Genomic DNA, 25351 nt, shown 5'->3' with positions numbered 1-25351 from the left:
ATTGGTTTCTTTCATTACCAAGGTTATCTATGACTCAACAGGCATTAACGTTAAAACAATCCGGTGTGCGTTGGCTGTGGCTAGCACTGCTGATTTTTCTGGCTGACATCGGGATTAAATCGATCGTCATGAACAACATGGGTTATGGATGGCATAATCGGATAGAAGTACTGCCATTTTTTAATTTATTGTATGTTCATAACTACGGCGCAGCATTCAGTTTTCTCAGTGAACAGGCGGGATGGCAGCGTTGGCTATTTACGGCCATTGCTTTTGCTGTCACAGCGTTATTGGTGTATTGGATGCGCCGTTTACCCGCGACAGAGAAATGGAATAACATTGCTTATGCATTGATCATTGGTGGTGCGGTTGGTAATGTTTTTGACCGCGTCGTGCACGGTTTTGTGGTCGATTATCTCGATTTTTATTGGAAAACTTACCACTGGCCAGCCTTTAATTTAGCGGATAGCGCGATCTGTATTGGGGCTGCGATGGTTATTTTAGATGGCTTTCGCAATAAGAAATAACGGTTTTAAGTCTATCGTCATTGAATAACCTTAAGCGTCGTCCGTTGATTCGGTCGGCGCTTTTTGTTAGAACGTGTCGGGAGTATTTCAATAACGCTAACGTGTTTATCACTCAGCGTCGAGATGTACAGCGATGAGCATGAAGGCAGTCATCTCTGTCATTGTTTATAATAAGTCGCTCCAGAGAGGCGATTGACCATTTTAAGGAAGCCTAATAACGTGAGTATCATTACTGATAATTCTGCTGTGACGTTACATTTTACTATTAAACTCAAGGATGGATCGGTAGCGGATAGTACCCATAATATGGGAAAACCTGCCAAATTGATCATGGGGGATGGTAGTCTCAGTGATAATTTTGAACGTCACTTGCATGGTATGCAAGCGGGAGAAAAAAAAGTGATTGAGCTGGCTGCTGAAGATGCTTTTGGATTGCCAAATCCTGATCATATCCATTATATGGATCGTGGTAAATTTGTCGGTGACAGTGACGTCGATGTTGGGACTATTATGGCATTTAGTGGTCCTGATGGGATGGAAATTCCTGGTATTATTACCGCAATCGCTGGCGACTCAGTGACCGTTGATTTTAATCACCCTCTTGCTGGCCAAGAGGTTATTTTCGATGTCGAAATTGTCTCCGTTGATTAATTTACTTTACACTAGCCCGATTTGAATCCATGAGCCATAACATGAAAATATTGTTAGCTAACCCACGCGGTTTTTGCGCTGGCGTTGATCGCGCGATCAGCATTGTTGAACGTGCATTAGAGCTGTATCAGCCGCCGATCTATGTACGCCATGAAGTGGTCCATAACCGTTTCGTGGTTGAAGGACTAAAACAGCGTGGTGCTGTTTTTGTTGAAGAGCTCAGTGAGGTTCCTGACGATAGTATCGTCATTTTCTCTGCACATGGTGTTTCCCAAGCGGTTCGTCAAGAAGCTAAAGCTCGATCTTTGACGGTGTTTGATGCCACTTGTCCTTTGGTCACTAAAGTTCATATGGAAGTGGCACGTGCGAGTCGTCGCCATATGGAAGTGGTTTTGATTGGTCATGCGGGGCACCCTGAAGTGGAAGGCACGATGGGGCAATACGCCAGTCAAAAAGGCAAGATGTATTTGGTGGAAAAGCCGGAAGATGTCGATGCTTTAAAAACTCAAGTAAAAGATCCAACTCATTTACATTATGTCAGTCAAACCACCCTATCCGTGGACGAAACGGCTGATGTGATTGAAAAGCTGCGTGAGGTTTTCCCTGAGATCCAAGGGCCGCGTAAAGATGATATCTGCTACGCGACACAAAATCGCCAAGACGCGGTGCGTATTTTGGCCGAGCAAGTGGACGTGATGGTCGTTGTCGGATCGAAAAATTCGTCCAACTCAACTCGGTTAAAAGAACTGGCAGAAAAATTAGGCACGCCTAGTTATTTGATTGATTGTATTGAAGATATCTCACCAGATTGGTTCAATGATGTCACTATGATCGGGGTAACGGCGGGTGCTTCTGCTCCTGAAGCGCTGGTTAATCAAATTTTGCAGCAAATCAAAGATTTTGGAGCCACAGACGTTGAAGAGGTATTAGGCCGAGAAGAAAATATGTTCTTTGAGGTACCTAAAGAGCTCCAAATTAAGCAGATTAATTGATAACCGATTTAATGAGCCTGTTGGCTTAACCGTCACAGGCTAAAAAGGGGCTAATGTATTTAGCCCCTTTTTTACGCCTATCTTAATACGAGTTGCTTAATGATGACGTATTTTGCTAAGCGGTTTCGACTGAGTTTTTCTCAATCTCTTGTTGCTCGGCCAAATCGATATCGCCTTTGCCTTTTGAAATACGCATCACATAGACCATCGCGATTAATGATGTGCTTATTCCAATAATGGTCGAGAGTGTCATGGCTAAGCCAAAGCCCAGCGCACTATTACTGAGGATAAAGGTCACACAAACCGTGGTCATAAACAGGGCTGGGACGGTTGTGATCCAATGCAACTTATTGTGACGCAGTAGATAAGCGGATGCGGTCCATAACATCATTACCGCGGTCAATTGGTTAGCGAAACCAAAGTAGCGCCAGATAATTGCAAAATCGACTTGGGTTAAAATCCCACCCAGAATAAACAGTGGTAGCGCCATCATGAGTCGATTGCGCAGCGTTTTTTGCTCCATATTAAAATATTCGGCAAGAATCAAACGGCTGGAACGAAACGCCGTATCACCTGAGGTGATCGGTAAAATTACCACGCCGAGAAAAGCCAGTATTCCACCAAATACGCCAAGCAAACCAAAGGAAGCACTATAAACGACATTGCCTGGCCCCCCATTTGCTACCGCCGCTGAAAGTGAATCGAGTGAACCGAAGAAAGACAGGGCAATCGTACACCAAATCAGAGCAATGATCCCTTCCCCGATCATCGCGCCAAAGAACACGAAGCGGCCATTTTTTTCATTTTCCATACAGCGTGCCATGAGCGGCGATTGCGTGGCATGAAAACCTGAGATAGCACCGCAAGCGATAGTAATAAACAATGCAGGCCAAAGTGGCATATCATTAGGGTTGAGATTACTGAACATATCTCGCATCTCAAAGCCACCAAGCACTTGATGATCGCTCGACCAAGCGATAGCGCTCATTAGCCCCACTGACATAAAAATCAGCAGCGCGCCAAACAGTGGATAAAAACGGCCAATAATTTTATCCACCGGGACAATGGTGGCGATAATGTAGTAAGCAAAAATGATCACCACCATGCTGGTCATGGTGACGGTGAAATGGGTTTGTGAGTTGATAAGGTTGGTTATCATGCCAGCTGGCGCTGAGACGAAGACGACACCGACCAGCAGTAGTAGAACAATGGCAAAAATGTTCATAAAATGTTTGGCGCCATTGCCTAAGTAACGTCCGGTGATCGCCGGTACCGATGCGCCACCGTTACGAATCGATAGCATACCGGAGAAATAATCGTGAACCGCACCAGCAAAAATACAGCCGACGACAATCCACAGCATTGCCGCTGGACCATAAAGTGCACCCATAATTGGACCAAAAATAGGGCCCACACCAGCAATATTAAGCAACTGGACTAAGTAGACTTTAGGTGTCGACATCGGTACATAATCGACACCATCGGTTTTGGTGTGCGCGGGGGTTTTGCGTTGTTCATTGATGCCAAAGATTTTTTCAACGGCTAAACCGTAGAGAAAATAACCACCAATCAGCGCGGCAACACAGGTGAGAAACCACAACATAGTCAGTATCCTTTATCAGGTTGTATTATACCTAGCTCACTTTTCGTTGAGTGGCTTAGGTGTAGGATGTGTAGGGGTAAAATCGGTAGAAGACTAAATGAACAATTCGTAACTAGCACGGCGTTTTGTTATCAGTGGTCGTATAATTTATTAAGCGGCATTTAAGCTTGGTAAGTGGTTTTTAATAAAAGGTTACAATGGTTAACAACAGTGGATAGGTGACTTATGAAAAGATGGGTAATGGCTTTATGGTTATTAGCAATGCTCGGTTGTGCCGCTAGCGATGATCAACTCGCCGCGAAAGGAGATTGGTATCAAATCGGTTATAACGATGGCATTGCTGGAAATTTACAACGCTCTTATCAAACGCTATCTCAATTAGGTAGTGCCAAGCATGCTGATTATGAACGTGGTTATTTAGACGGTGTTCAAGAATATTGTAACCCTAACTTTGCCTATCAGATGGGGCTCAGTGGGCAATATTACGAAGGCGTGTGCGAGGGGACCGAGCAAGCCCATAAGTTTCGCATGGAATGGCAGCGCGGTTGGCGAGAATACAACCGCTGATGTTCTGCCATGTTCGTTTATTTAAGGTAAGTAAATAACGCCTAACGAAGTGCTTCGTTTAGCGCCGGTGACCTCCGGTAAGTTGCTTGGTAAATCATGGATCCGTCGCTGGGCTAACCAAGCAAAAGCCATGGCTTCCATATAATCACCATCGACGCCTTTCGCTTGAGTGGGAGCAACCAACCAAGTGGGTAAATTGGCTTGTAAGCGTTCCATTAGCAAGGGATTTTGTGCCCCTCCACCGCAGACTAATAACTGCGGTGCGGCTCCTTGAGCATACTGATTAACTTGTTCACTAATGGTTTGTGCGGTGAGTTCGCATAACGTACGTTGAACATCTTGCTGGTTTACGCTTAATCCTGCCAATTTGCTTTCAAGCCAAGCGAGATTAAACCATTCCCTACCGGTACTTTTGGGCGCAGGTTGCGAAAAGTAAGTATCTTTTTTTAATCGCTGCAGGAGTGCTAAATCAAGTTTGCCTTGTCGAGCCCATTGACCATTTTCGTCATAAGCTCGACCAGTGTGCTGCGCGCACCAATAATCCATCAGCACATTGCCTGGCCCTGTATCGTAGCCGATGACACGCTTATCAGTGGTGAGTACTGAGATATTGGCAATGCCACCAATGTTAAGAACGACGAGAGTTGAATCGGTGGCATTAAAAATGGTTTGGTGAAAAGCCGGGACCAGCGGGGCTCCTTGGCCGCCCAGTGCGATATCTTTACGTCGAAAATCGGCTACAGTAGTGATCCCAGTACAGGTGGCAAGAATGTTCGCATCGCCCAACTGAGTGGTAAATGGTGTTTCCCCCGTAGGTTGATGAAAGACGGTTTGCCCATGATTACCAATCGCTGTGATTTGCTCAGGGCGATAACCACTGCGCGCCAGTAATTGTTCTACTGCGTGTGCGTATAGGTGACCCAGTTGATGATCCAACTGACCAATCTCGTGTAAGTTGGTGGGCTGACCTAAGCAAATATTTAACAAGCGCTGCTTGATAGATTCTGGCATCGGTAAACTATCGTGTGCTAATAGTTTGATGGTATTGCCAGTGAGGGAGACTAATGCACTGTCGACGCCATCCATACTGGTGCCAGACATGATGCCAATATACAGTTCAGGATTGTCCACAAGCGACTCCGATCGTTATACGATTTGCCAAGTGATTGATAAGATAAACGACATTGTAATTGAAAAACTACCTGAATAACTTTACTCGCTATGCTAATTTGCATTTTTATTGCTCGTATCACGCTAACGACACGAGCATGACGTCGATAATACTCTCAACTTTCTCATTGAATAAGGAGCCAACATGGGACCGTTATGGCTTGATGTCGCCGGTTATGAATTGACGGCGGAAGATCGTGAAATTCTCGCTCATCCTACCGTGGGAGGCGTGATACTGTTTGCTCGTAATTACCATGATAGCCAACAGTTAGTTGCCCTCAATCACGCTATTCGTCAAGCGGCTAAACGGCCAATATTGATTGGCGTTGATCAAGAAGGGGGACGAGTACAGCGTTTTCGTGACGGTTTTAGTCCTATTCCTGCTGCGCAGCGTTACGCGCAATCGACTGATGGTGAAGCGTTGGCGTATCGTGGTGGTTGGTTAATGGCTGCTGAACTGATTGCTCATGATATTGATCTCAGTTTCGCCCCAGTATTGGATAAAGGTTTTGATTGTCGGGCAATTGGTAACCGAGCTTTTGGTGATGATGTACAGAGTGTTCTGACCTATAGCGGAGCTTACCTGCGCGGTATGAAAGCTGCGGGTATGGCTACCACAGGGAAGCATTTTCCTGGGCATGGAGCGGTGCTGGCAGACTCACATCTCGAAACGCCATTTGATGAACGTGACTCGATTGCTGATGATATGGCCATTTTCAACGCTCATATCGATCAAGGTCTTTTGGATGCGATGATGCCTGCCCATGTGATTTATCCTCATTATGATCCACAACCGGCCAGTGGCTCGGCTTATTGGTTAAAACAAGTACTGCGTCAACAGCTCGGTTTTCAAGGGATTGTCTTTTCTGATGATTTGAGTATGGAAGGGGCGGCAGTAATGGGCGACCCAGCACAACGTGCACAGCAGTCTTTAGCGGCGGGATGCGACATGATTTTGATGTGTAATCGACGCGAGTCGGCGGTTGAGGTGCTGGATAATCTGCCGATCAGTGAAGTACCACAAGCGTTATCCTTATTGAAAAAGCAGAGTTTTACTTATCGTCAACTACAGTCCTCATCAGAATGGCAGCAAGCGTCTTTGGCAATGCGCCGTTTGGTTGAGGCTTCCGCTTAACTCTAGCGTGGCAATAGGATTCTCTCATCAATAAATTGGGGCTAATAAAACCCCAATTTCTCTTTGAGTTCTTTTAAAAAACGGCGGCTTACTGGGACGATGTAGCCTGAACGGGTGATGATCTCTGCAAGACCGTTGTCTAATAATTTGATCTCTTTGATGGCTTTAAGATTGATCAGATATTGACGATGACAACGTAGCAGAGGCGTTTTTTCTTCTAGGACTTTTAACGTCAGTTGACTACTGGCTCGCTGCTGCGCGGTTTGCACGTGCACTCCAGCGATATCACTACAAGCAAATTCGACCTCTCCCGTTGGGATGATCATGATCCGATTGAGGCCAATACACGGTACTTGATCAAGCTGACTGGGGGCGAGAATCGAGTAATCCGGCGTTTTCGCTACGCTACGTTGTAAACGTTGAATGGTTTTTTCAAGTCGCGTCGGATCGACCGGTTTGAGTAAATAATCAAAGGCGTTATCTTCAAAGGCTTGCAGTGCGTATTGGTCATAGGCAGTCACAAACACTACCTTGGGCATGGTGTCAGGATCGAGCATCGCGAGCAGTTCAATCCCAGTAATTTGTGGCATTTGAATATCCAAAAACACCACATCCGGCTTAAACTGATTGATTTTTTTCAGTCCCTCAATCGCATTATTCGCTTCACCAATTACCTGCATGTTGCCATTTTCATTGAGTAATTCAATGAGTTCCTCTCGGGCCAAACACTCATCATCAATTACTAAAGCTGATAACGTTACCATCCCTTAAGCTCCTCGTTGTTGTTCAGGAATGAGAAAACTCATTCGCGTGCAATGGTTTGGCTCAACGTCAATTTTAAGCGTTGCTGAGTGACCAAACTGATGGATTAAACGTTTATCGACAATGTGCATTCCTAAACCATCGTGATCGTGTTGTGGCGTTTGATAACTCCCCGCATTATCTTCAACCACTATGCGCTGACCGGCAGGCTCGGCGAGATTATAGATGCGTATTTTACCGCCTTCGAGCAGATTAGATACTCCATGTTTAATCGCATTCTCCACTAAGGGCTGCAAAGTAAAGCTCGGTAATTGACGAGTTAATAGTGGCTCATCGATCGTAATCTCAACTTCTAAACGATCGCTAAAACGTGCTTTTTCAATGGTTAAATAGGCATTCACGTGTGCGAGCTCATCTTGCAAGGTGACCGTTTCAACATTTTGCTTGAGATTGCTGCGGAAAAATTGCGAAAGATGCTGAATAAGATCGCGGGCTTTAGCTGGATCACGTCGGATCACGGCGCTAATCGTATTGAGTGCATTGAATAAAAAATGTGGGTTGACTTGAGCTTGCAGTAACTTGATTTCAGCTCGTGAGAGAAGAATTTGTTTCGCTTGATATTCACCATACAGAATTTGGCTTGAGAGTAATTGAGCAATACCTTGGCCCATTGAGACATTAATGGTTGAAAACAATTTCCGTTTTGGTTCGTACAACTTGATGGTCCCGATCACTCGATCTCCTGCTCGTAGTGGAATAATCAATGCGGAACCCAATTTACAGTTTGCCGATAATGAGCATTGATAGGGATGCTCTTTACCATCAAGATAAATGATCGCATTACGATTTATGGCGTCTAAAGTGCTTTGTGAAGATATCGCGGTATTCGGTCGATGGTGATCATCGCCAACGCCGACAAAAGCGAGGATCTTGTCGCAATCGGTAATTGAAACGGCACCCACATTGGTTTGTTCATAAACAATACGAGCAATTTTATGGGCATTTTCAGGGGTAAAACCTGCCGCTAAAATGCCAACCGAACGTTCGGCGATGTTTAATGCTCGGCGAGAAAAAGTCGCCGAATACTCATCAAAAATGGTTTTCCTATCTTGTAAAATACTCATAAACAATGCCGCCCCTACTGAGTTGGCAATGATCATCGGCGCCGCAATCGCAGATACGAGGTGATAAGCCTCACTAAACGGCTTAGCAATCAGTAAGATCAAAACCATCTGCACAATTTCAGCGACGAAGGTAATGCCAAACACCACACTAGGGCTAAACAGTAAATGGCGTTTGCCTCGTTTAAGTAAATAAGCATGAAACACGCCGCCAATGACTCCTTCGGCGGTGGTCGAGATAGCACAGGCAAGATCGGTAAACCCACCAAGAGAATAACGGTGCAGACCTCCTGTTAACCCGACAGCAAAACCGACCAAAGGACCACCAAATAACCCGCCCATAACCGCGCCAATGGCTCGCGTGTTGGCTATCGCATCATCAATGTGCAATCCGAAGTAGGTGCCCATAATACAAAACAATGAAAACAGCACATAAACGGTCATTTTATGACTAAAATGACCTGAAATGTTGAGTAATGGCAGAAAGATTGGGGTTTTACTCAGCATATAAGCCAAGACTAAGTAGACACACATTTGCTGTAGTAGGGAGAGGATCAGTTCCATCGATGTTTGCGCCTAGTCATAAAGAGTCAAAGCCGCTATTTTAAGTAACTTGAAGGCAATAAAATACATTGGTTGAATGAATTACTTTTCCAATGCTATGTTGCACCTGATGTGTAATTTTTAGTTTACACGATTTGTTTTTTTAAATTTACACTTGCAATGTTTTTTTAGCCTGTTATTTTGTGTTTAGTTGAGTTTTGGTCGCCAAATACATTTTGGTGTAAATTAAAGATTACAGGTGTAGCGATGAAGAAAAGTGATTTAAGTGACATTAATATCGTTGATGAACAGGTATTGATTACCCCTGATGCATTAAAAGCTAAACTGCCATTAAGTGAAAAAGCCAGACTGTCGATTCGACAATCTCGGCAAACCATCGCGGATATTATCCATAAACGTGATCACCGTTTATTGGTGGTTTGTGGCCCTTGTTCTATTCATGATATTCAAGCCGCAAAAGAGTATGCTAAACGTCTGCAGGCATTGGCGGCTGAGCTGAGCGATCAACTGTATATTGTGATGCGAGTTTACTTTGAGAAACCACGTACCACGGTTGGCTGGAAAGGCCTGATTAATGACCCGCATCTTGATGGATCGTTTGATATTGAGCATGGTTTACATGTCGGACGTCAATTATTGGTAGATTTAGCGGAGATGGGCATGCCACTTGCGACAGAGGCGCTTGATCCGATCAGTCCGCAATATTTAGCCGATACTTTCAGTTGGGCAGCGATTGGCGCTCGAACGACGGAATCACAAACTCACCGTGAGATGGCCAGTGGTCTTTCTATGCCGATTGGCTTTAAAAATGGTACCGATGGTAGCTTATCGACGGCGATTAACGCGATGCAAGCCGCGTCATCAAGCCACCGTTTTATGGGCATTAATCGTGAAGGGCAAGTGGCTCTTTTAACCACACAAGGCAATATGAATGGCCATGTGATTTTACGTGGCGGCAAACAAACCAATTACGATTCCGTTTCGGTCGCTGAGTGTGAACAACAATTAACCGGTTTTGGGTTGGACGCGGCATTGATGGTCGATTGCAGTCATGCCAACTCACGTAAAGATTATCGTCGCCAGCCATTGGTGGCCGAAGATGTGATTCATCAAATTCGCGAAGGAAACCGCTCGATCATCGGTGTGATGATTGAAAGTCACTTAAACGAAGGAAATCAATCAGCGGAGCTACCTAAATCGCAAATGCAATACGGCGTTTCAATCACGGATGCGTGTATTGATTGGCAAACGACAGAACAATTATTGCGTCATGCTCACCAGGCGCTGGTGCCTTTTTTAGCAGACCGCTGTAAATCGTAGATAAAGGAACAACGATGGCTGAAGAGTTGAATGCATTACGGGAACAAATCGACGCATTGGATAAACAGATGATTGATTTACTGGCTCGCCGTTTAGCATTAGTTGAGCAAGTCGGAGAGGTCAAAAGCCGTTACGGATTGCCGATTTATGTTCCAGAACGGGAAGCGAGTATGCTGGCGTCGCGCCGTACTGAAGCTGAAGCACAAGGTGTGCCACCACAATTAATCGAAGATATTTTACGCCGAACCATGCGCGAGTCTTACGCCAGTGAGAAAGATTCAGGCTTTAAATGTTTAAAGCCTGAATTACGTTCAGTGGTGATCATCGGTGGTCATGGCCAACTTGGCCGCCTGTTCGCTCGTATGTTTGAGTTATCCGGTTATCAGGTCAAAGTGCTGGGTAGCCAAGATTGGCATCGCGCCGATGAACTCTTACATGATGCAGGTTTAGTGGTGGTGACAGTACCGATAGATTTGACTGTCGGTGTGATTGAGAAACTCAATAAACTCCCTTCCGATTGTATTTTATGTGATTTAACGTCAATTAAATCGAAGCCGTTGGCGGCCATGTTGAAGGTTCATTCTGGCCCTGTGGTTGGTTTACACCCGATGTTCGGACCTGATGTTCCAAGCTTAGCAAAGCAAGTCATCGTGTATTGTGATGGCCGAGGAGTGGAGCAGTATCAATGGCTGCTGGACCAATTTGCGATTTGGGGAGCGAGTTTATGTGCCATTGATGCCCAAGAGCACGATCAAGGTATGACCTTAATTCAAGCATTACGTCACTTCACTTCATTTGTTTACGGTCTGCATTTAAGTAAAGTTAATCCTAATATTGAACAGTTGCTTAAATTAAGCTCACCGATTTACCGTCTCGAATTGGCGATGGTCGGGCGTTTGTTTGGGCAAGACCCAAATTTATACGCGGATATTATTTTATCTTCGCAAGAGAATATTGAGATGATTGGCCGTTTTCAGGATAGTTTAGAACAAGCGGTCGGCTTGCTTAAACAAGGGGATAAACTAGGTTTTGTTAGCCAATTTAACCAAGTGAGCGATTGGTTTGGCGACTATTCTCAGCAGTTTATGCAAGAGAGTCAGCACTTACTTAAACACGCCAGCGATGCTTGGCAACGTTGATAAACGTTATGGAGCCTCAGTCACTAAATGTTCTAAATCGCGGTGTAAAAGCTCGTCATCACCGATATTGAGTTCTACTAGGCGTTTTAAATGGGCGATACTCTCTAAATCAATATGAACTATCTTGATATGCAGAATACGCTCATTTTGCCGCACCAATTGTCCGCTTAAACGAATCGTGATCTCGCTTTCCGGCAGGGTAAACGCCACGTCTACTAACTGATCGCTATCTAAATTGGGTTCATCGACGGCCCACAAGAGTAAACCTCGTAAAGAGAGATCGTGGATACAAGTCGTGAGCTGTATATCACCTTGCTGTAACATTGCTGGCGCTTGGTAAAGGATGCGTGAAAACTGTCGACGTTCGATCATAAGTCCTACAATTGCGTAATGAGTACGCATTAAGCATAGCAGAGTGCAGGTGCCTTAACTCGAATTTGGCGCACGAAATAAGGTTTTGTGCAGAGCAAAAAAAGCTACCCGAAGGTAGCTTTAATCTGGGCAACGGATTATTTGCTGATCCGTTTGTACTTAATACGATGTGGCTCAGCCGCTTGAGCGCCAAGCGTGCGCTTTAGCCATTCCATATATTCGGTATAGTTACCTTCATAGAAGTTCACTTGTCCCTCATCCCGATAATCAAGGATATGAGTGGCAATACGGTCAAGGAACCAACGGTCGTGCGAAATCACCATCGCACAGCCTGGGAATTCCAATAAGGCTTCTTCGAGTGCGCGTAGGGTTTCAACATCTAAGTCGTTGGTTGGTTCATCGAGCAGTAGGACGTTGCCTCCCGCTTTAAGCAGCTTGGCTAGATGGACGCGGTTACGCTCACCACCAGACAGCTCGCCAATGATTTTTTGCTGGTCATTGCCTTTAAAGTTGAAGCGAGAGCAGTACGCTCGCGCTGGAATTTCAAAGTTATTGATCTTAATGATATCCGCGCCTTCAGAGATCTCTTGGAAGACCGTTTTCTTGTCATCCATGCTGTCACGGAACTGGTCGACCGAAGCTAATTTAACCGTTTCACCTAACTCAATGGTTCCTGAATCGGGCTGCTCAGCGCCACTAAGCATTTTAAATAAGGTTGATTTACCGGCGCCGTTAGCACCGACAATACCAACGATCGCGCCTTTCGGCATGCTGAATGACAGATTATCAATCAGTACGCGATCACCAAACGATTTGGTTAGGTTGTTGACTTCCAGCACTTTATCACCAAGACGCTCACCAGGTGGGATGAACAATTCATTGGTTTCGTTACGTTTTTGGTATTGGCCGGTGGTCATCTCTTCAAAGCGAGCCATCCGCGCTTTAGATTTAGCTTGACGACCTTTTGGATTTTGACGAACCCATTCTAGCTCTTTTTCGATGGTTTTTTGACGGGCACTTTCCCCGGCTTTTTCTTGTTTCAAACGTTCATCTTTTTGTTCTAGCCAAGACGTGTAGTTACCTTGCCATGGAATACCTTCACCACGGTCCAGTTCTAAAATCCAACCTGCAGCATTATCGAGGAAGTAACGGTCGTGGGTAATCGCCACCACAGTACCGCTATAATCAACCAAGAAGTGCTCAAGCCAAGCCACGGATTCTGCATCTAAGTGGTTGGTGGGCTCATCAAGCAGTAGCATATCGGGCTTTTCAAGCAGTAAACGACAAATCGCGACTCGGCGGCGTTCACCACCTGATAGAGTGGCGATTTTGGCATCCCATTCAGGCAGACGTAAAGCGTCGGCGGCGCGCTCAAGAGCGGCTTCTAAATTATGACCATCTTTGGCTTGGATCAGCGATTCTAACTCGCCTTGCTCTTTGGCTAGGGCGTCGAAGTCTGCGTCCGGTTCAGCATAAGCGGCGTAGACTTCATCGAGTCGCTTGAGTGCATGGGCCACATCAGCAACCGCTTCTTCAACCACTTCACGGACCGTCTTATTTTCGTCCAAGACAGGCTCTTGGGGAAGGTATCCCACATTTAAGCCGGGTTGCGGACGAGCTTCGCCATCAAAATCTTGATCAATCCCTGCCATAATGCGTAGGAGTGTCGATTTACCTGAGCCATTGAGGCCAAGCACGCCGATTTTAGCACCAGGGAAAAAGCTTAACGAAATATCTTTGAGGATTTGACGCTTAGGAGGCACAACTTTGCTCACCCGCGACATGGTATAGACGTATTCAGCCATTGCCGATCATTCCTAATCTTTCAAACAGAACAAAGCCATTATTCTATATCAAAGCTAATCCTTTTGTTACTCGTCAGCCAGTTATTTTGCTTGGTTGACGGTTTCTGACTGGGGAAATGAACCACACAATGTGTAAGAAAATTAAATGCAACAAGTGGATTAAGGTTTTTTATTACTATTGACTTCAAGTTTACATCTTACATCTTTACATTTCTCTGAAGAATCTGCGTAATAATGTGAATTGGGAAAGGGAAATAGAAGGGATCATCGCAATGGGGTATCGGGCTTTATTGAAACGGCATAAGCACAGTTCATCAATGCTGCTCGGCTGCGTTTTGATCGGTGCAATGAGTTTTAGTCACTTAGGGGTTAGCAAAACCTTAGACTTAGAAGCGCAACGTGAATTGTATGAACAAGCGCAGCAATGGTTAGATAATAAAGATGTCACACGTTTCAAAAAAGCGCGCAAACAGATAGCCGATTATCCATTAACACCATATCTCGATTATCGGAGCTTTTTGATTGATTTAGGTGACAAGTCTCCGATTGTGGTGCGTAATTTTATCGATAGTCATAAAACATTTCCTTTTTCAAATCGGATCAGTGCACCTTATTTTGATGCTTTAGCGAGTCAGGGAAAGTGGGCGGAGATGTTGAAGTTTTCACCGAATGAACCCAATGGAGAAACGTATCGCTGTCACTATTATCATGCCAAGTTAAAAACTGGGCGTTACAACGAAGCCTTCGTTGGCGCTAAAGCGCTGTGGCAAAGTGGCGCAAGTGTTTCTTCGGCTTGCGATCCGCTCTTCACGGTGTGGGAGCAGCAAGGTGGCTTGACGGATAGTCTAGTTTTACAACGTATGCTATTGGCTTTTGAAGGGCGAAATCGGTCATTAATGCGTCATTTAGCCAGTAAGCTTAATGGCAAACCGACACATGCAGAAGCGTTGGCAATGATCGGCTTGTACGACAAACCTGAAACGGTAGTGAGTTTTATTACCCAGTATCGCGATAAAACCCTGTTGTATCGTCAGGTGGAGCTGGCGTTAGAAAAAGCAGCGAGAGCCGATGCGATTCAAGCCCAACGGTTATGGATATTAGTTGATAAACAGCTAGATTGGTCGGATTCGTTGCGTGCTCGGACTGGGCAATATATCGCTTTACGTATGATGAGTGTCGAACCACCTGAGCTTCAACAATGGCGCGATAGTATGATTATGGGCAGTGATAATACCCACTTAATTGAAACTCGAATACGTTTAGCGTTGCGCAGTATGGATTGGCAGGGAATAGCTAAGTGGATAGAGCAATTACCCGCAGAAGATAAAGCTTCAACGCGTTGGCAATATTGGTTAGCACGCAGTGAATTACAAGCAGGACAAGCGGAACAGGGACTGAAAAGAATGCGTAGCTTACTCGGGTTACGTAATTTTTATAGTGTTGCTGCAGCAGAAGCATTACAACAATCGATTCAATACCCAAGTTCGACGCTCTCTTTAAATCGCGAGTTGATTAAACCTTATCAAACAGAGCTCATTCGCATCGGTGAGTTGATTGAGCGCGATAAAATCGCCGCAGCGAAGAGCGAATGGAATTGGCTATTGCAGCGAGTGGAACAACCCAGCAAAGAGATGCTCGCGGTCTATGCTGCCACACAACATTGGTATCATTTAACGGTCCGCGCGACGATATCGGCCAATTTATGGGATAACACTCAGTTACGTTTTCCTCTCGCCCATCAATGGTGGTTCAATTTTTATGGAGAGAAACATGGTATTGATCCGATTACCTTGATGTCGTTGGCGAGGCAAGAAAGTGCGATGGATATCGAAGCGCGTTCTCCTGTTGGTGCTCGGGGCATTATGCAGGTCATGCCGACAACGGCTCGCTATACCGCGCAAAAATATCGCTTAAGTTATCAACATGAAGATGAGCTTTTCCAAGTTGGTAAAAATATTGAAATTGGCAGTCACTATCTGAATGATTTATTAGCGAGATACAACAATAATCGTATTTTGGCTTTTGCTGCTTACAATGCTGGCCCCAGCCGAGTCGATCGCTGGCGAGAACAGACTCAAGGGCAGTTAGATGCTTATGCGTTTATTGAGGCGATTCCGTTTCGCGAAACCAGAGGCTATATCCAAAACGTGTTGATGTTTGAAACTTACTATCGCGATGTGATGGGAGTCAATGGCCCATTTTTAACCGACAATGAGTTGCAGACTATGTATTGATTCCCTCGCAGTCTGTTCTACAATACGGAGCATGTATCACTTAACGAGTACAACCATGTCAACACAACCGGATTACAGTGACTGGAGCGAATTATTAACCTTGGTGCAACAAGCTGCATCACTCGATCAACATGAGATGCTACTGACCATGTTAATGACGCCTGATGAACGAGAGGCATTAGTTGCACGAATCAATATTCTCTGTGAGTTATTGAAAGGGGAGTTATCTCAACGGCAAATGAGTCAATTACTGGGAGTGGGGGTCGCAACCATTACTCGTGGCTCTAATGAGTTGAAATCACGCTCATTAACTGAGCGTGAAGCTTTGGCATCGTTGCTACTCAAATAGCTTATTGTATGATTTGCTGTGATATGAATGATATTGCGGTAAGTTAAAAGGAAAAAGCGTTTTATTTCGATAGGTTAAATTCGCACCTGTTTGCTTGAGTCGTGTAAGTGGTGACTATTTTTTCGGTGCTTTATCTAAATCTAAAGGCATAAATAGCTCGGGATGCAAAAATGGTACTAAGGCTAAAATAAGAGCCTGATGGTAAACTGAGCTACGAGTTAAATGATGTTGAGTAAGTAAACTGATCGCTCCTCCTTTTTGTTTGATGTTATCGGTACCAAAAACGTCATCCATAATCTCACCAAGTTCATTGTTGGCGTGTAAACGTTGGTTAATGGCGGGGGGTAGCATGAGGCTGGCAGAACGAGACTCGCCATATTGTTCTGCCGATTTAACGATCATCCAAGCAAACGTCATCCCCTGCTCAATGCCTGCTTCTAAGCCGACATAAAAATCGGCTCCTGGATAAGCTTGCTCTGCATGGTGCACTCGATTAAGTGCGCCTTGTTTGGTCTCTTCATCGCTCATTGGTTGAGCCGCAACGCCGCTATCAACCGTCACGCCCTGTAATTGCAATGTATGATTAGGAAATAATTGCTCAAAAGCGCTTTTAACGGCGTTAATTTTGGCAGGATTCAGTGAAGCGACGATGATATGGATAATGGCTTGATTTGATGACATGCTGAGATTCTCTTTATTTCTTAGTCAATATGTTGTTGCTAGTTGAATTGTTGCGGTGTTATCCCTTTCCTACTTGAAGCAGCCGCGGTGTTGGCTCCCCAATCACATAGTTTGCCTATGCTCATCGGGATTTACTTACTTGTCGCCTACCTGCAACTCCAAGTCGTTTGGGTATAGCTACGTTCGTTTGTCCCAATCACTATGGTTATCTATATTAATGGTGACTGACGTGCTTTCCACTTAGCAATCACTCAACATTGTTAGAGATTGCACCATCAGCAGTTTTTTACGCTGGGATTAACTTAACCTGAGTGGGTTTAATATTCTCAATAGGATAACAGCCAAGTACCTTTAAATGTTTGGTCAGTTTAGTTAGTTCACTAAGTGCTTTTTGCATCTCTTCTGAATCCAGATGAGCTTGCAAGTCGACATAGAACATTTCTTCCCACGGATTACCCATGATAGGTCTGGATTCCAGTTTGGTCATATTAATACCATAACGTTGGAGCACTAATAGGGTGGCGACTAATGAGCCAGCTTCTTGTGCCGTTGACATGATCAGGGTAGTTTTTGCTGGAATTTGAGTTGAGACTTCAATTGGTTTACGGGCCACAACAATAAACCGAGTATGGTTTTCTGTTTGGTTAGCGATATTGGTTTGAATCGATTGTAAGCCATACAATTTGCCACTTGCTGCATTGCCGATTGCTGCAACATCATCACGTTGCAGTTGTTGTACTTTTTTCATCGCATCGGCAGTGCTAGCACAGGTTTCCAGTTTGACCCCTTGCAAGCGACTTAAAAACTCACTGCATTGTTGGTGTGGCTGTGGGTGTGAATAGAGAATTTTCAACGCTTCTAAGCGGATATCTTGTGTGGCAACTAAGCAGTGTTCTATCGGTTGAGTGATCTCGCCGACGATATATAGGGTGGTATGTTGAAGTAAGTCATACACTTCATTAATCGAGCCTGAACTGGTGTTTTCAATTGGTAAAACACCATAATCTGCATGGCCAGATTCAACGGTTTTGGTAATGTCTCTAAATTGTTCGCAATTGAGTTCGATAAGCTTAGTATTTTTACGGCTGAAATATTCTCGGGTCGCAAGATGTGAGTAAGAGCCTTTCGCTCCGAGAAAAGCAACTCTAGCCAATGGCTTGCGGTTTTGTGGATTGGCTAGGTTTTGTAAATAAGCTTGCTGCAGTAATACGGAGTCTTCAATAATCGTATGGAACAGTTTGGTAATGTATTGGGCGTCTAATTGATAATCCTGTTTACCGACTTGAATTAACTTGACCAATAGTTGCTGCTCGCGAACGGGATCGCGTACGGGCTTTGAGGTTTGTACTTTACTCTTGGCGACCTCGACACTCAGTTGGCGACGTTCGGAAAGTAGCCTAAGTAATTGATTATCAATGGTGTTTAATCGGTCGCGAATCTCTTCTAGTGACAGTTTTGGGCTGGTCATAACTAAATCCTTATAAAAAAGCCTCCCGATGGGAGGCTTTCTGTCTGTTCGTTTTTGACTTATTTTCTTTAAACGAGCAAGCCTCCAAGATTATTGGAGAAAAAAGAAGTTAAAAACAAACAGAAAATGAGAGGTTAACATCGGTTATTGCTACCTTAGCGATTGAATGGACACAATAAGCAAGCCAGTAAACAGCGTCAAGCAAAAAAATAGCGCCCTAAGGCGCTAAATGGATAACAGGGGAAGATTATTCTTCGACTTCTACAATTTCAGGTTTCTCGGTACGACGAGCATCGGGTTTATGGCGCAATTTATTGAGCTGTCGCTCTAATTTTTGTTCAACTTCATTAATCGCGGCATAGAGATCCTCGTGAATTGCAGAAGCGACTAGTTGACCTTTCGGGATAGTGACCGTCGCTTCAAATTTTTTCTGCTTATTGGGTTGTTCACTAAAGCTTGCTTGGCAACCGGTGATGTCGACTTGCCATTTTTCGAGCTTTTTAAACTTACTCTCAATGTAGCTACGGATTGCAGAGGTGATTTCAATGTTTTTGCCAGTGATGTTCATTTGCATAGTGTTTTTCCTCTGTTGCATCCCTTATGGGTTAACTTCAGATTACAGGTTTCTGGATAAAATAATGTGATCAAGATCTCTTTTTTGTTGGGTGTTGATACGCTTGAAAGCAAACGTGATCTTTCGCAAAGAGTGGTAGGAATAGTGGATAAAAAGACTTGTTATTATCAAAGAAAGCGCTAGATTGATGAGTGGAATCACTAAATATTACGCCTATTTTAGCGCTTTGTTACGGCCTAAAAAAATGTCATATACCTTCCTTAATGCTTCGCTTTATTACGATTTCACCCTTTTCTGCTTATCCACTTGAGTCAACGATTTCCCCCACTTGCATTATTGATTAATGCAAGTGGGGACATGGATTTTTCGCTTACCCATAACTCAGTCGTTTAGTTATAGAAACGAGGGGTAATAATGATGCTGAATTTAAGCTTAAGGACGAGCGTTCAGTTGCATTAGCTGTTTGGTTCGCTCGGCCGCATCAGTCAAGCCTAGTTGCTGATAAGCTTTTAGCTGAATAGATAAGGATTTGCGTGCTGCTTCAGTACCCGGATAGGTTTTCTGTAGCTCTTGAGTTCGATTAATCGCGGCGATCCAAGCCTCACGGCGTAAATAAAAATCAGCCGTCGCTAAGTCATATTCAGCTAAACGATTTTTCAAAGCAATCATGCGCTGTTGTGCATCATTAGCGTATAAACTGTTTGGGTAACGTTCAAGTAGACGTTTAAAATCTGCGAAAGCAGCTTTTACTGGTTCTGGGTCGCGATCACTACGGTCAATATTGAATAGATCGTGCATAAAGTTTCGATCTTGGGCCATATGAGTTAAGCCGCGCATGTACAGAACCCAATCCATTTTTTCATGAGTGGGATTGAGTCGAATAAAACGTTCAATGGTCGCAAGCCCTAAAGCGAGATCATCATTTTTATAGTAAGCGTAGATCAAGTCCAACTGAACCTGCTCTGAATACGCTCCGAAGGGGTAGCGAGAGTCTAGTGCTTCTAACTTATCGATGGCGGTTAACCAATTACCGCTTTGCAATGAAGTTTGAGCATCACTGTACAACTCTGCGGGTGGAACGTCAGGGACAATCTCTTCTTTACTTGAACAGCCAACTAATAAAGATAATGCGAGTAAGCCTGATAAAGTTTGGTATTTCATGTCAGGGTTAGGTTCCTTGCAATAAAGCTTCTAAACTTGGAGCGAGCTTGCTCCGTAAATCGTTTCGTTACTTTCCGATCAGTAACAGATACAATGAAAACATATTTTTCCACACTCGTGGCTATTAGTCTCACGGTTTTTAAAAAAGTTCGATATGGCTCAGCAGATTGAATTAACTCAAACAGTAAAAGAAAGCCAGCTTGGTCAGCGTTTAGACCAAGCGGTAGCAGAATTATTTGTCGATTTTTCCCGCTCTCGTCTTAAAGAGTGGTTGTTAGATGGCAAAATTACAGTCAATGGAACGGTGGTCACTAAGCCTCGGACCAAAGTGATGGGAGGAGAGAGCATTACCGTTCTGGCCGAGCTAGAAGATGAACAACGCTGGGAAGCGCAAGATATTCCACTTAATATCGTTTATGAAGATGACGATATTCTGGTGATCAATAAACCCAGAGATTTTGTCGTTCATCCTGGGGCGGGAACGCCAGATCGTACCGTATTAAATGCTTTACTCTTTCATTATCCACCAATTGCAGAAGTTCCACGTGCAGGGATTGTGCATCGTCTTGATAAAGATACGACGGGTTTAATGGTGGTCGCGAAGACAGTCCCAGCACAAACACGTTTGGTAAGAGATTTGCAAAAACGCAATATTACCCGTGAATATGAAGCGATTGCGATCGGTAAAATGACCGCGGGTGGCATGATTGATAAACCAATCGGTCGTCACTCAACAAAGCGTACTTTAATGGCGGTGAATCAAATGGGTAAACCTGCGGTTACGCATTATCGTGTCGCAGAACATTTTCGTGAACATACCCGGATTCGCTTGCGTTTAGAAACCGGGCGAACTCACCAAATTCGAGTACACATGGCTTATCTGCAACATCCGTTGTTAGGTGACAGTGCTTATGGTGGTCGGGCGCGTATTCCTAAAGGAGCAACCCCTGAGCTCACGGAAATGATTAGAGCTTTTGATAGACAAGCACTGCATGCCGTAATGTTAAAGTTTGAACACCCGATCACTGGCGAGGAGCTTGAGTTTCATGCTCCAGTGCCCGATGATATGGTTATTATGACAGAAGCGTTACGTGAAGATGCTAAACTGAACTATTCGCAAGAGTATTAAACCATGTCGGTGATCATTCCTAACTGGCCAGCGCCTAACAATGTGAAAGCGTTTTGTTCAACCCGTCATGGTGGATTTTCTCTTCCGCCTTACGATGGTTTGAATGTTGGCATGCATGTTGGGGATGATCCGTCGATAGTGGCAAAAAATCGCGACTGGTTGCAACAATACTGTCGGATGCCATCCCCGCCTATCTGGCTTAATCAAACACATTCCACTCGAGTGATTGAAGTCAGCCAGCCTAGTTATAAAGTGCTGGATGCTGATGGTATTGTTACATCAACTCCGCGTGTCGTCTGTTCAGCCATGACAGCTGATTGTTTACCAATATTGATTACCAATATGCAAGGTACTCGAGTTGCCGCGGTTCATGCGGGTTGGCGAGGATTAGCCGGAGGGATTATTGAGCAGGCTTTAGACAAGTTTTCTGATGATGTTTTAATCTGGCTTGGTCCTGCGATTGGTCCTCAAGCCTTTGAGGTTGGTGATGAAGTCAGGCAGGTTTTTTGCGATTATGATAGTCATGCGCAAAGGGCTTTTTCAGCAACATCCAATTGCGGCAAATGGTTGGCCGATATCGCTCAACTTGCACAATTACGTTTAGCAAAAATTGGTATTGATCAGGTGGTTAAAAGTGATTTATGTACTTATCAACATGATCAGCAATTTTATTCGTACCGACGCGATGGCGTAACTGGCCGACAGGCTTGCTTCATCTGGATAGAATAGTCAGACAAAATAGCACGGTTTCGTGATTAAAATCTGACTCTGTATGGCTAACCTTCTTTTCTGTTACCTAATAAGCTATCGCTTGTTAGTCCACTTTAAGTTTGTCCTTTGTTCTATAGCCTTATATAGCGCATTTTCTGCTCATAAAGTTATCCCCTTTGACTTGAAATATCTTCTTTGCGTAACCATGTTCTCTATGTGATTAGTTTCTCTTGAATGAGATTAGGAAGGTGGTTATGCGTCTTGATAGATTTACCAGTAAATTTCAAATAGCCATTTCTGATGCGCAGTCTTTGGCTCTAGGTCGTGATCATCAGTATATCGAGCCAGTTCATTTAATGGTGGCACTGCTCGATCAAAATGGCAGTCCTATTCGTCCGTTGTTAACCATGTTGAATATTGACGTGGCACAGCTACGCTCAAAACTAGGCGAGATGCTCGACAGGCTCCCTAAAGTGAGTGGGATTGGTGGTGATGTTCAGCTATCTGGTGCGTTGGGTACGTTATTTAATCTCTGTGATAAAGTGGCACAAAAACGCCAAGATGCGTACATCTCCTCTGAAATATTTTTGCTAGCGGCAATCGAAGATAAAGGACCTCTTGGTCAATTATTAAAAGAGGTTGGATTGAGTGAGAAAAAGCTCTCTGCAGCGATTGAAACCATCCGTGGTGGGCAAAAAGTTAATGATCCTAATGCCGAAGAACTGCGTCAAGCTTTAGAAAAATTCACGATTGATCTGACTGAACGAGCTGAGCAAGGCAAATTAGACCCTGTGATAGGCCGTGACGATGAAATTCGCCGTACCATTCAAGTATTGCAACGGCGTACGAAAAATAACCCAGTGATCATCGGTGAACCTGGTGTGGGTAAAACCGCCATTGTCGAAGGTTTAGCACAGCGAATTATTAATAATGAAGTGCCAGAAGGGCTACGCGGCCGACGGGTACTTTCTCTCGATATGGGCGCTTTAGTCGCAGGAGCTAAATATCGCGGTGAATTTGAAGAGCGTTTAAAATCGGTGCTGAACGAGCTGGCCAAAGAAGAAGGTAATGTCATCTTATTTATTGATGAATTACATACCATGGTCGGCGCCGGTAAAGGTGAAGGGTCTATGGATGCCGGGAATATGCTCAAACCGGCCTTGGCGCGTGGAGAATTGCATTGCGTTGGCGCGACAACACTCGATGAATATCGCCAGTATATCGAAAAAGATCCTGCATTGGAGCGTCGCTTCCAAAAAGTTTTAGTGGATGAACCGAGCGTTGAAGATACGGTGGCGATCCTACGAGGGTTAAAAGAGCGCTATGAATTGCATCATCATGTTGAGATTACCGATCCTGCGATTGTTGCTGCGGCAACATTATCGCATCGTTATATCTCCGATCGTCAATTGCCAGATAAAGCGATCGATTTAATCGATGAAGCCGCTTCGAGTATTCGTATCCAAATGGATTCAAAACCGGAAGTGCTTGATAAATTGGAACGAAAAATTATCCAATTGAAGATTGAACAGCAAGCATTAAGTAATGAACACGATGATGCGAGCGAAAAACGTCTGGGCATTATTAATGATGAGTTAAAAGAAAAAGAGCGCGAGTATTCAGAATTAGAAGAAATTTGGAACACAGAAAAAGCAGCGTTATCGGGAACGCAACACATTAAATCAGCATTAGAACAAGCGCGTTTAGATTTAGAAGTGGCAAGACGTGCTGGTGATTTAAACCGCATGTCTGAGTTGCAATATGGACGGATTCCTGAACTAGAAAAACAGCTAGATTTAGCGACTCAAGCTGAAATGCAAGAGATGACCTTGTTACGCAATAAAGTTACCGATGAAGAAATTGCTGAAGTATTGTCAAAACAGACGGGGATTCCTGTTGCGAAAATGCTGGAAGCCGAAAAAGAGAAGCTGTTGCAGATGGAAACGTTTTTACATCAACGTGTCATCGGGCAGTCGGAGGCGGTTGAGGTGGTTGCTGATGCTATTCGTCGTAGTCGAGCTGGATTATCGGATCCTAATCGCCCAATAGGTTCTTTTTTATTCTTAGGTCCAACGGGTGTAGGGAAAACTGAGCTTTGTAAAACGCTGGCTAATTTCATGTTCGATAGTGAAGATGCCATGGTGCGTATCGACATGTCTGAATTTATGGAAAAACATTCAGTAGCTCGTCTTGTTGGTGCGCCTCCTGGTTATGTAGGTTATGAAGAGGGCGGATACTTGACTGAAGCGGTACGGCGTAAACCCTATTCCGTATTGTTGTTGGACGAGGTTGAGAAAGCGCATCCTGATGTGTTCAATATTTTATTACAAGTGCTCGATGATGGTCGATTAACCGATGGTCAAGGTCGAACCGTTGATTTTCGTAATACGGTAGTGATCATGACCTCCAATTTAGGGTCATCACGCATCCAAGAAAATTTTGCTCATTTGGATTATCAGACTATGAAAGAGCAAGTTATGGAGGTCGTGAGCAAACATTTTCGTCCCGAGTTTTTAAACCGGATTGATGAAAGTGTGGTGTTCCACCCATTAGCTCAAGAGCAGATTAAATCTATTGCCTTTATTCAGTTAGAGCGTTTACGTCAACGTTTAGCCGATAAAGATTATGGATTAATTGTTAGCGATGACGCGTTAGATCTTGTTGCCCACATTGGATTTGATCCAGTATATGGTGCAAGACCGTTAAAACGTGCTATTCAGCAAACAATAGAGAATCCATTAGCAAAATCGATATTATCAGGGCAATTTATTCCTGGTACACCAATCTATCTTGATGTTAAAGAGGGTGATATCGTCGCTCATCAGTAACTCTTTTTTATGAAGGCTATGCCCGTGGCATAGCCTTCTTTGTTTATTGTCCAAGGTCGAAATCAGTCAATAAATCGGGTGAATTCAGTTTTTTGATGGTTTATTGAGCGCTTGATTCACTTGTGTGCTTTTTTCTTGTTTTTACTATTGCCAACCTGAATTTTATGCCTATAATGCGCCCTCACTGACACGGCAGACGCCGCAAGGCTTCAGGCAGTGTTGGTTGAGGGAAAGCTTCTAAAAAAGAAAATTTGAAAAAGTGTTTGACTCTTCAAATTAACTCGCTAGAATTCACCTCCGCTTCGAAGCTCAACGAGAGATTCGCAAGCCAGCTCTTTAACAATTTAAACCAATCAATCTGTGTGGGCACTCGTTGATGATAATCAAAATGCTTAGCAATAAGCACTTCGGTTTCAATGAACTGAGTGACCAAATTGATAGGGCTTTTAGCACTATCGGCACAGTCAATTCATTATCGTTCTGTTGGA

The 25351-nt window shown here is 44.2% G+C and carries 22 protein-coding genes and 1 other annotated feature; of the genes, 12 read left to right on the top strand and 10 right to left on the bottom strand.

Annotation, left to right across the window (positions count from 1 at the left end; all coding sequences use genetic code 11):
- Window positions 1-29 precede the first annotated feature (29 nt).
- From lspA to ispH, 3 genes are all read left to right on the top strand, one after another.
- Window positions 30-527 (top strand): signal peptidase II, encoded by a 498-nt coding sequence (gene lspA, locus CAG58_RS15545; RefSeq protein WP_040903778.1) that lies wholly within the window; start codon window positions 30-32, stop codon window positions 525-527.
- 219 nt (window positions 528-746) lie between these two features.
- Window positions 747-1178, top strand: coding sequence for an FKBP-type peptidyl-prolyl cis-trans isomerase (fkpB, locus tag CAG58_RS15540; RefSeq protein WP_040903775.1), 432 nt, complete (start codon window positions 747-749; stop codon window positions 1176-1178).
- Between the two features lie 29 nt (window positions 1179-1207).
- Entirely contained in the window at window positions 1208-2170 is a 963-nt protein-coding gene (gene ispH, locus CAG58_RS15535; RefSeq protein WP_161426153.1) for a 4-hydroxy-3-methylbut-2-enyl diphosphate reductase, read from the top strand.
- Between the two features lie 115 nt (window positions 2171-2285).
- Here the strand turns inward: ispH and CAG58_RS15530 are convergent, their stop codons facing one another.
- Window positions 2286-3773 (bottom strand): carbon starvation CstA family protein, encoded by a 1488-nt coding sequence (locus tag CAG58_RS15530; protein ID WP_158138835.1) that lies wholly within the window; start codon window positions 3771-3773, stop codon window positions 2286-2288.
- Between the two features lie 225 nt (window positions 3774-3998).
- On the opposite strand from CAG58_RS15530, the gene CAG58_RS15525 reads away from it, so the two are divergent.
- The gene (locus CAG58_RS15525) at window positions 3999-4340 is read left to right on the top strand and encodes a DUF2799 domain-containing protein (protein WP_040903772.1); all 342 of its coding nucleotides are present in this window, start codon (window positions 3999-4001) and stop codon (window positions 4338-4340) included.
- A 21-nt stretch (window positions 4341-4361) separates the two neighbouring features.
- On the opposite strand, the gene CAG58_RS15520 is transcribed toward CAG58_RS15525, so the two are convergent.
- A complete protein-coding gene (locus tag CAG58_RS15520; RefSeq protein ID WP_161426154.1) occupies window positions 4362-5471 on the bottom strand; it encodes an anhydro-N-acetylmuramic acid kinase in 1110 nt (369 codons plus the stop codon).
- Between the two features lie 184 nt (window positions 5472-5655).
- On the opposite strand from CAG58_RS15520, the gene nagZ reads away from it, so the two are divergent.
- Window positions 5656-6645 carry a beta-N-acetylhexosaminidase gene (gene nagZ, locus CAG58_RS15515; RefSeq protein ID WP_161426155.1) on the top strand — a complete coding sequence of 330 codons (990 nt, stop codon included), beginning with the start codon at window positions 5656-5658 and terminating at the stop codon, window positions 6643-6645.
- 41 nt (window positions 6646-6686) lie between these two features.
- Here nagZ and btsR read toward each other — a convergent pair whose 3' ends face one another.
- Both btsR and CAG58_RS15505 read right to left on the bottom strand, forming a co-directional pair.
- On the bottom strand, window positions 6687-7409 hold the full coding sequence (gene btsR / locus CAG58_RS15510; RefSeq protein WP_154170280.1) for a two-component system response regulator BtsR: 723 nt from the start codon (window positions 7407-7409) through the stop codon (window positions 6687-6689).
- Window positions 7410-7412: 3 nt separating this feature from the next.
- Complete coding sequence (locus CAG58_RS15505) at window positions 7413-9092, bottom strand: sensor histidine kinase (RefSeq protein ID WP_161426156.1); 1680 nt, start codon at window positions 9090-9092, stop codon at window positions 7413-7415.
- Between the two features lie 246 nt (window positions 9093-9338).
- On the opposite strand from CAG58_RS15505, the gene CAG58_RS15500 reads away from it, so the two are divergent.
- Together CAG58_RS15500 and tyrA are read left to right on the top strand one after the other, a co-directional pair.
- The gene (locus tag CAG58_RS15500; protein WP_004394115.1) at window positions 9339-10412 is read left to right on the top strand and encodes a 3-deoxy-7-phosphoheptulonate synthase; all 1074 of its coding nucleotides are present in this window, start codon (window positions 9339-9341) and stop codon (window positions 10410-10412) included.
- Window positions 10413-10426: 14 nt separating this feature from the next.
- The gene (tyrA, locus tag CAG58_RS15495; protein WP_161426157.1) at window positions 10427-11551 is read left to right on the top strand and encodes a bifunctional chorismate mutase/prephenate dehydrogenase; all 1125 of its coding nucleotides are present in this window, start codon (window positions 10427-10429) and stop codon (window positions 11549-11551) included.
- 6 nt (window positions 11552-11557) lie between these two features.
- Here tyrA and CAG58_RS15490 read toward each other — a convergent pair whose 3' ends face one another.
- Both CAG58_RS15490 and ettA read right to left on the bottom strand, forming a co-directional pair.
- A complete protein-coding gene (locus CAG58_RS15490; RefSeq protein ID WP_040903853.1) occupies window positions 11558-11923 on the bottom strand; it encodes a PilZ domain-containing protein in 366 nt (121 codons plus the stop codon).
- Between the two features lie 137 nt (window positions 11924-12060).
- Window positions 12061-13728, bottom strand: a complete 1668-nt coding sequence (ettA, locus tag CAG58_RS15485; protein WP_158144741.1) for an energy-dependent translational throttle protein EttA — start codon at window positions 13726-13728, stop codon at window positions 12061-12063.
- A gap of 272 nt (window positions 13729-14000) precedes the next feature.
- On the opposite strand from ettA, the gene CAG58_RS15480 reads away from it, so the two are divergent.
- Together CAG58_RS15480 and trpR are read left to right on the top strand one after the other, a co-directional pair.
- A complete protein-coding gene (locus CAG58_RS15480; RefSeq protein WP_161425348.1) occupies window positions 14001-15962 on the top strand; it encodes a transglycosylase SLT domain-containing protein in 1962 nt (653 codons plus the stop codon).
- 55 nt (window positions 15963-16017) lie between these two features.
- The gene (gene trpR / locus CAG58_RS15475; protein ID WP_212752405.1) at window positions 16018-16311 is read left to right on the top strand and encodes a trp operon repressor; all 294 of its coding nucleotides are present in this window, start codon (window positions 16018-16020) and stop codon (window positions 16309-16311) included.
- Window positions 16312-16425: 114 nt separating this feature from the next.
- Here trpR and yjjX read toward each other — a convergent pair whose 3' ends face one another.
- From yjjX to CAG58_RS15455, 4 genes are all read right to left on the bottom strand, one after another.
- Window positions 16426-16992, bottom strand: a complete 567-nt coding sequence (yjjX, locus tag CAG58_RS15470; RefSeq protein WP_154170289.1) for an inosine/xanthosine triphosphatase — start codon at window positions 16990-16992, stop codon at window positions 16426-16428.
- Window positions 16993-17278: 286 nt separating this feature from the next.
- Window positions 17279-18460: a prephenate dehydratase gene (pheA, locus tag CAG58_RS15465; protein WP_161425345.1), complete on the bottom strand. Its 1182-nt coding sequence runs from the start codon at window positions 18458-18460 to the stop codon at window positions 17279-17281.
- Window positions 18461-18471: 11 nt separating this feature from the next.
- Window positions 18472-18596 (bottom strand) — a sequence feature (Phe leader region).
- Between the two features lie 111 nt (window positions 18597-18707).
- Entirely contained in the window at window positions 18708-19034 is a 327-nt protein-coding gene (gene hpf / locus CAG58_RS15460; protein ID WP_004394106.1) for a ribosome hibernation-promoting factor, HPF/YfiA family, read from the bottom strand.
- Between the two features lie 432 nt (window positions 19035-19466).
- Window positions 19467-20195: an outer membrane protein assembly factor BamD gene (locus CAG58_RS15455; RefSeq protein ID WP_154170293.1), complete on the bottom strand. Its 729-nt coding sequence runs from the start codon at window positions 20193-20195 to the stop codon at window positions 19467-19469.
- A 154-nt stretch (window positions 20196-20349) separates the two neighbouring features.
- On the opposite strand from CAG58_RS15455, the gene rluD reads away from it, so the two are divergent.
- The 3 genes from rluD (at window position 20350) to clpB (ending at window position 24863) form a co-directional block, all read left to right on the top strand.
- Window positions 20350-21324, top strand: coding sequence for a 23S rRNA pseudouridine(1911/1915/1917) synthase RluD (gene rluD / locus CAG58_RS15450; protein ID WP_154170295.1), 975 nt, complete (start codon window positions 20350-20352; stop codon window positions 21322-21324).
- 3 nt (window positions 21325-21327) lie between these two features.
- Window positions 21328-22053 (top strand): peptidoglycan editing factor PgeF, encoded by a 726-nt coding sequence (gene pgeF, locus CAG58_RS15445; protein WP_161425346.1) that lies wholly within the window; start codon window positions 21328-21330, stop codon window positions 22051-22053.
- 236 nt (window positions 22054-22289) lie between these two features.
- The gene (clpB, locus tag CAG58_RS15440; RefSeq protein WP_158138824.1) at window positions 22290-24863 is read left to right on the top strand and encodes an ATP-dependent chaperone ClpB; all 2574 of its coding nucleotides are present in this window, start codon (window positions 22290-22292) and stop codon (window positions 24861-24863) included.
- The last annotated feature ends 488 nt before the right edge of the window (window positions 24864-25351 follow it).

This window comes from Vibrio sp. V31_P5A7T61 (assembly GCF_009904895.1).
GTDB classification, from domain to species: domain Bacteria; phylum Pseudomonadota; class Gammaproteobacteria; order Enterobacterales; family Vibrionaceae; genus Vibrio; species Vibrio metschnikovii.
This window is presented reverse-complemented; position numbering and strand designations above follow the sequence as displayed.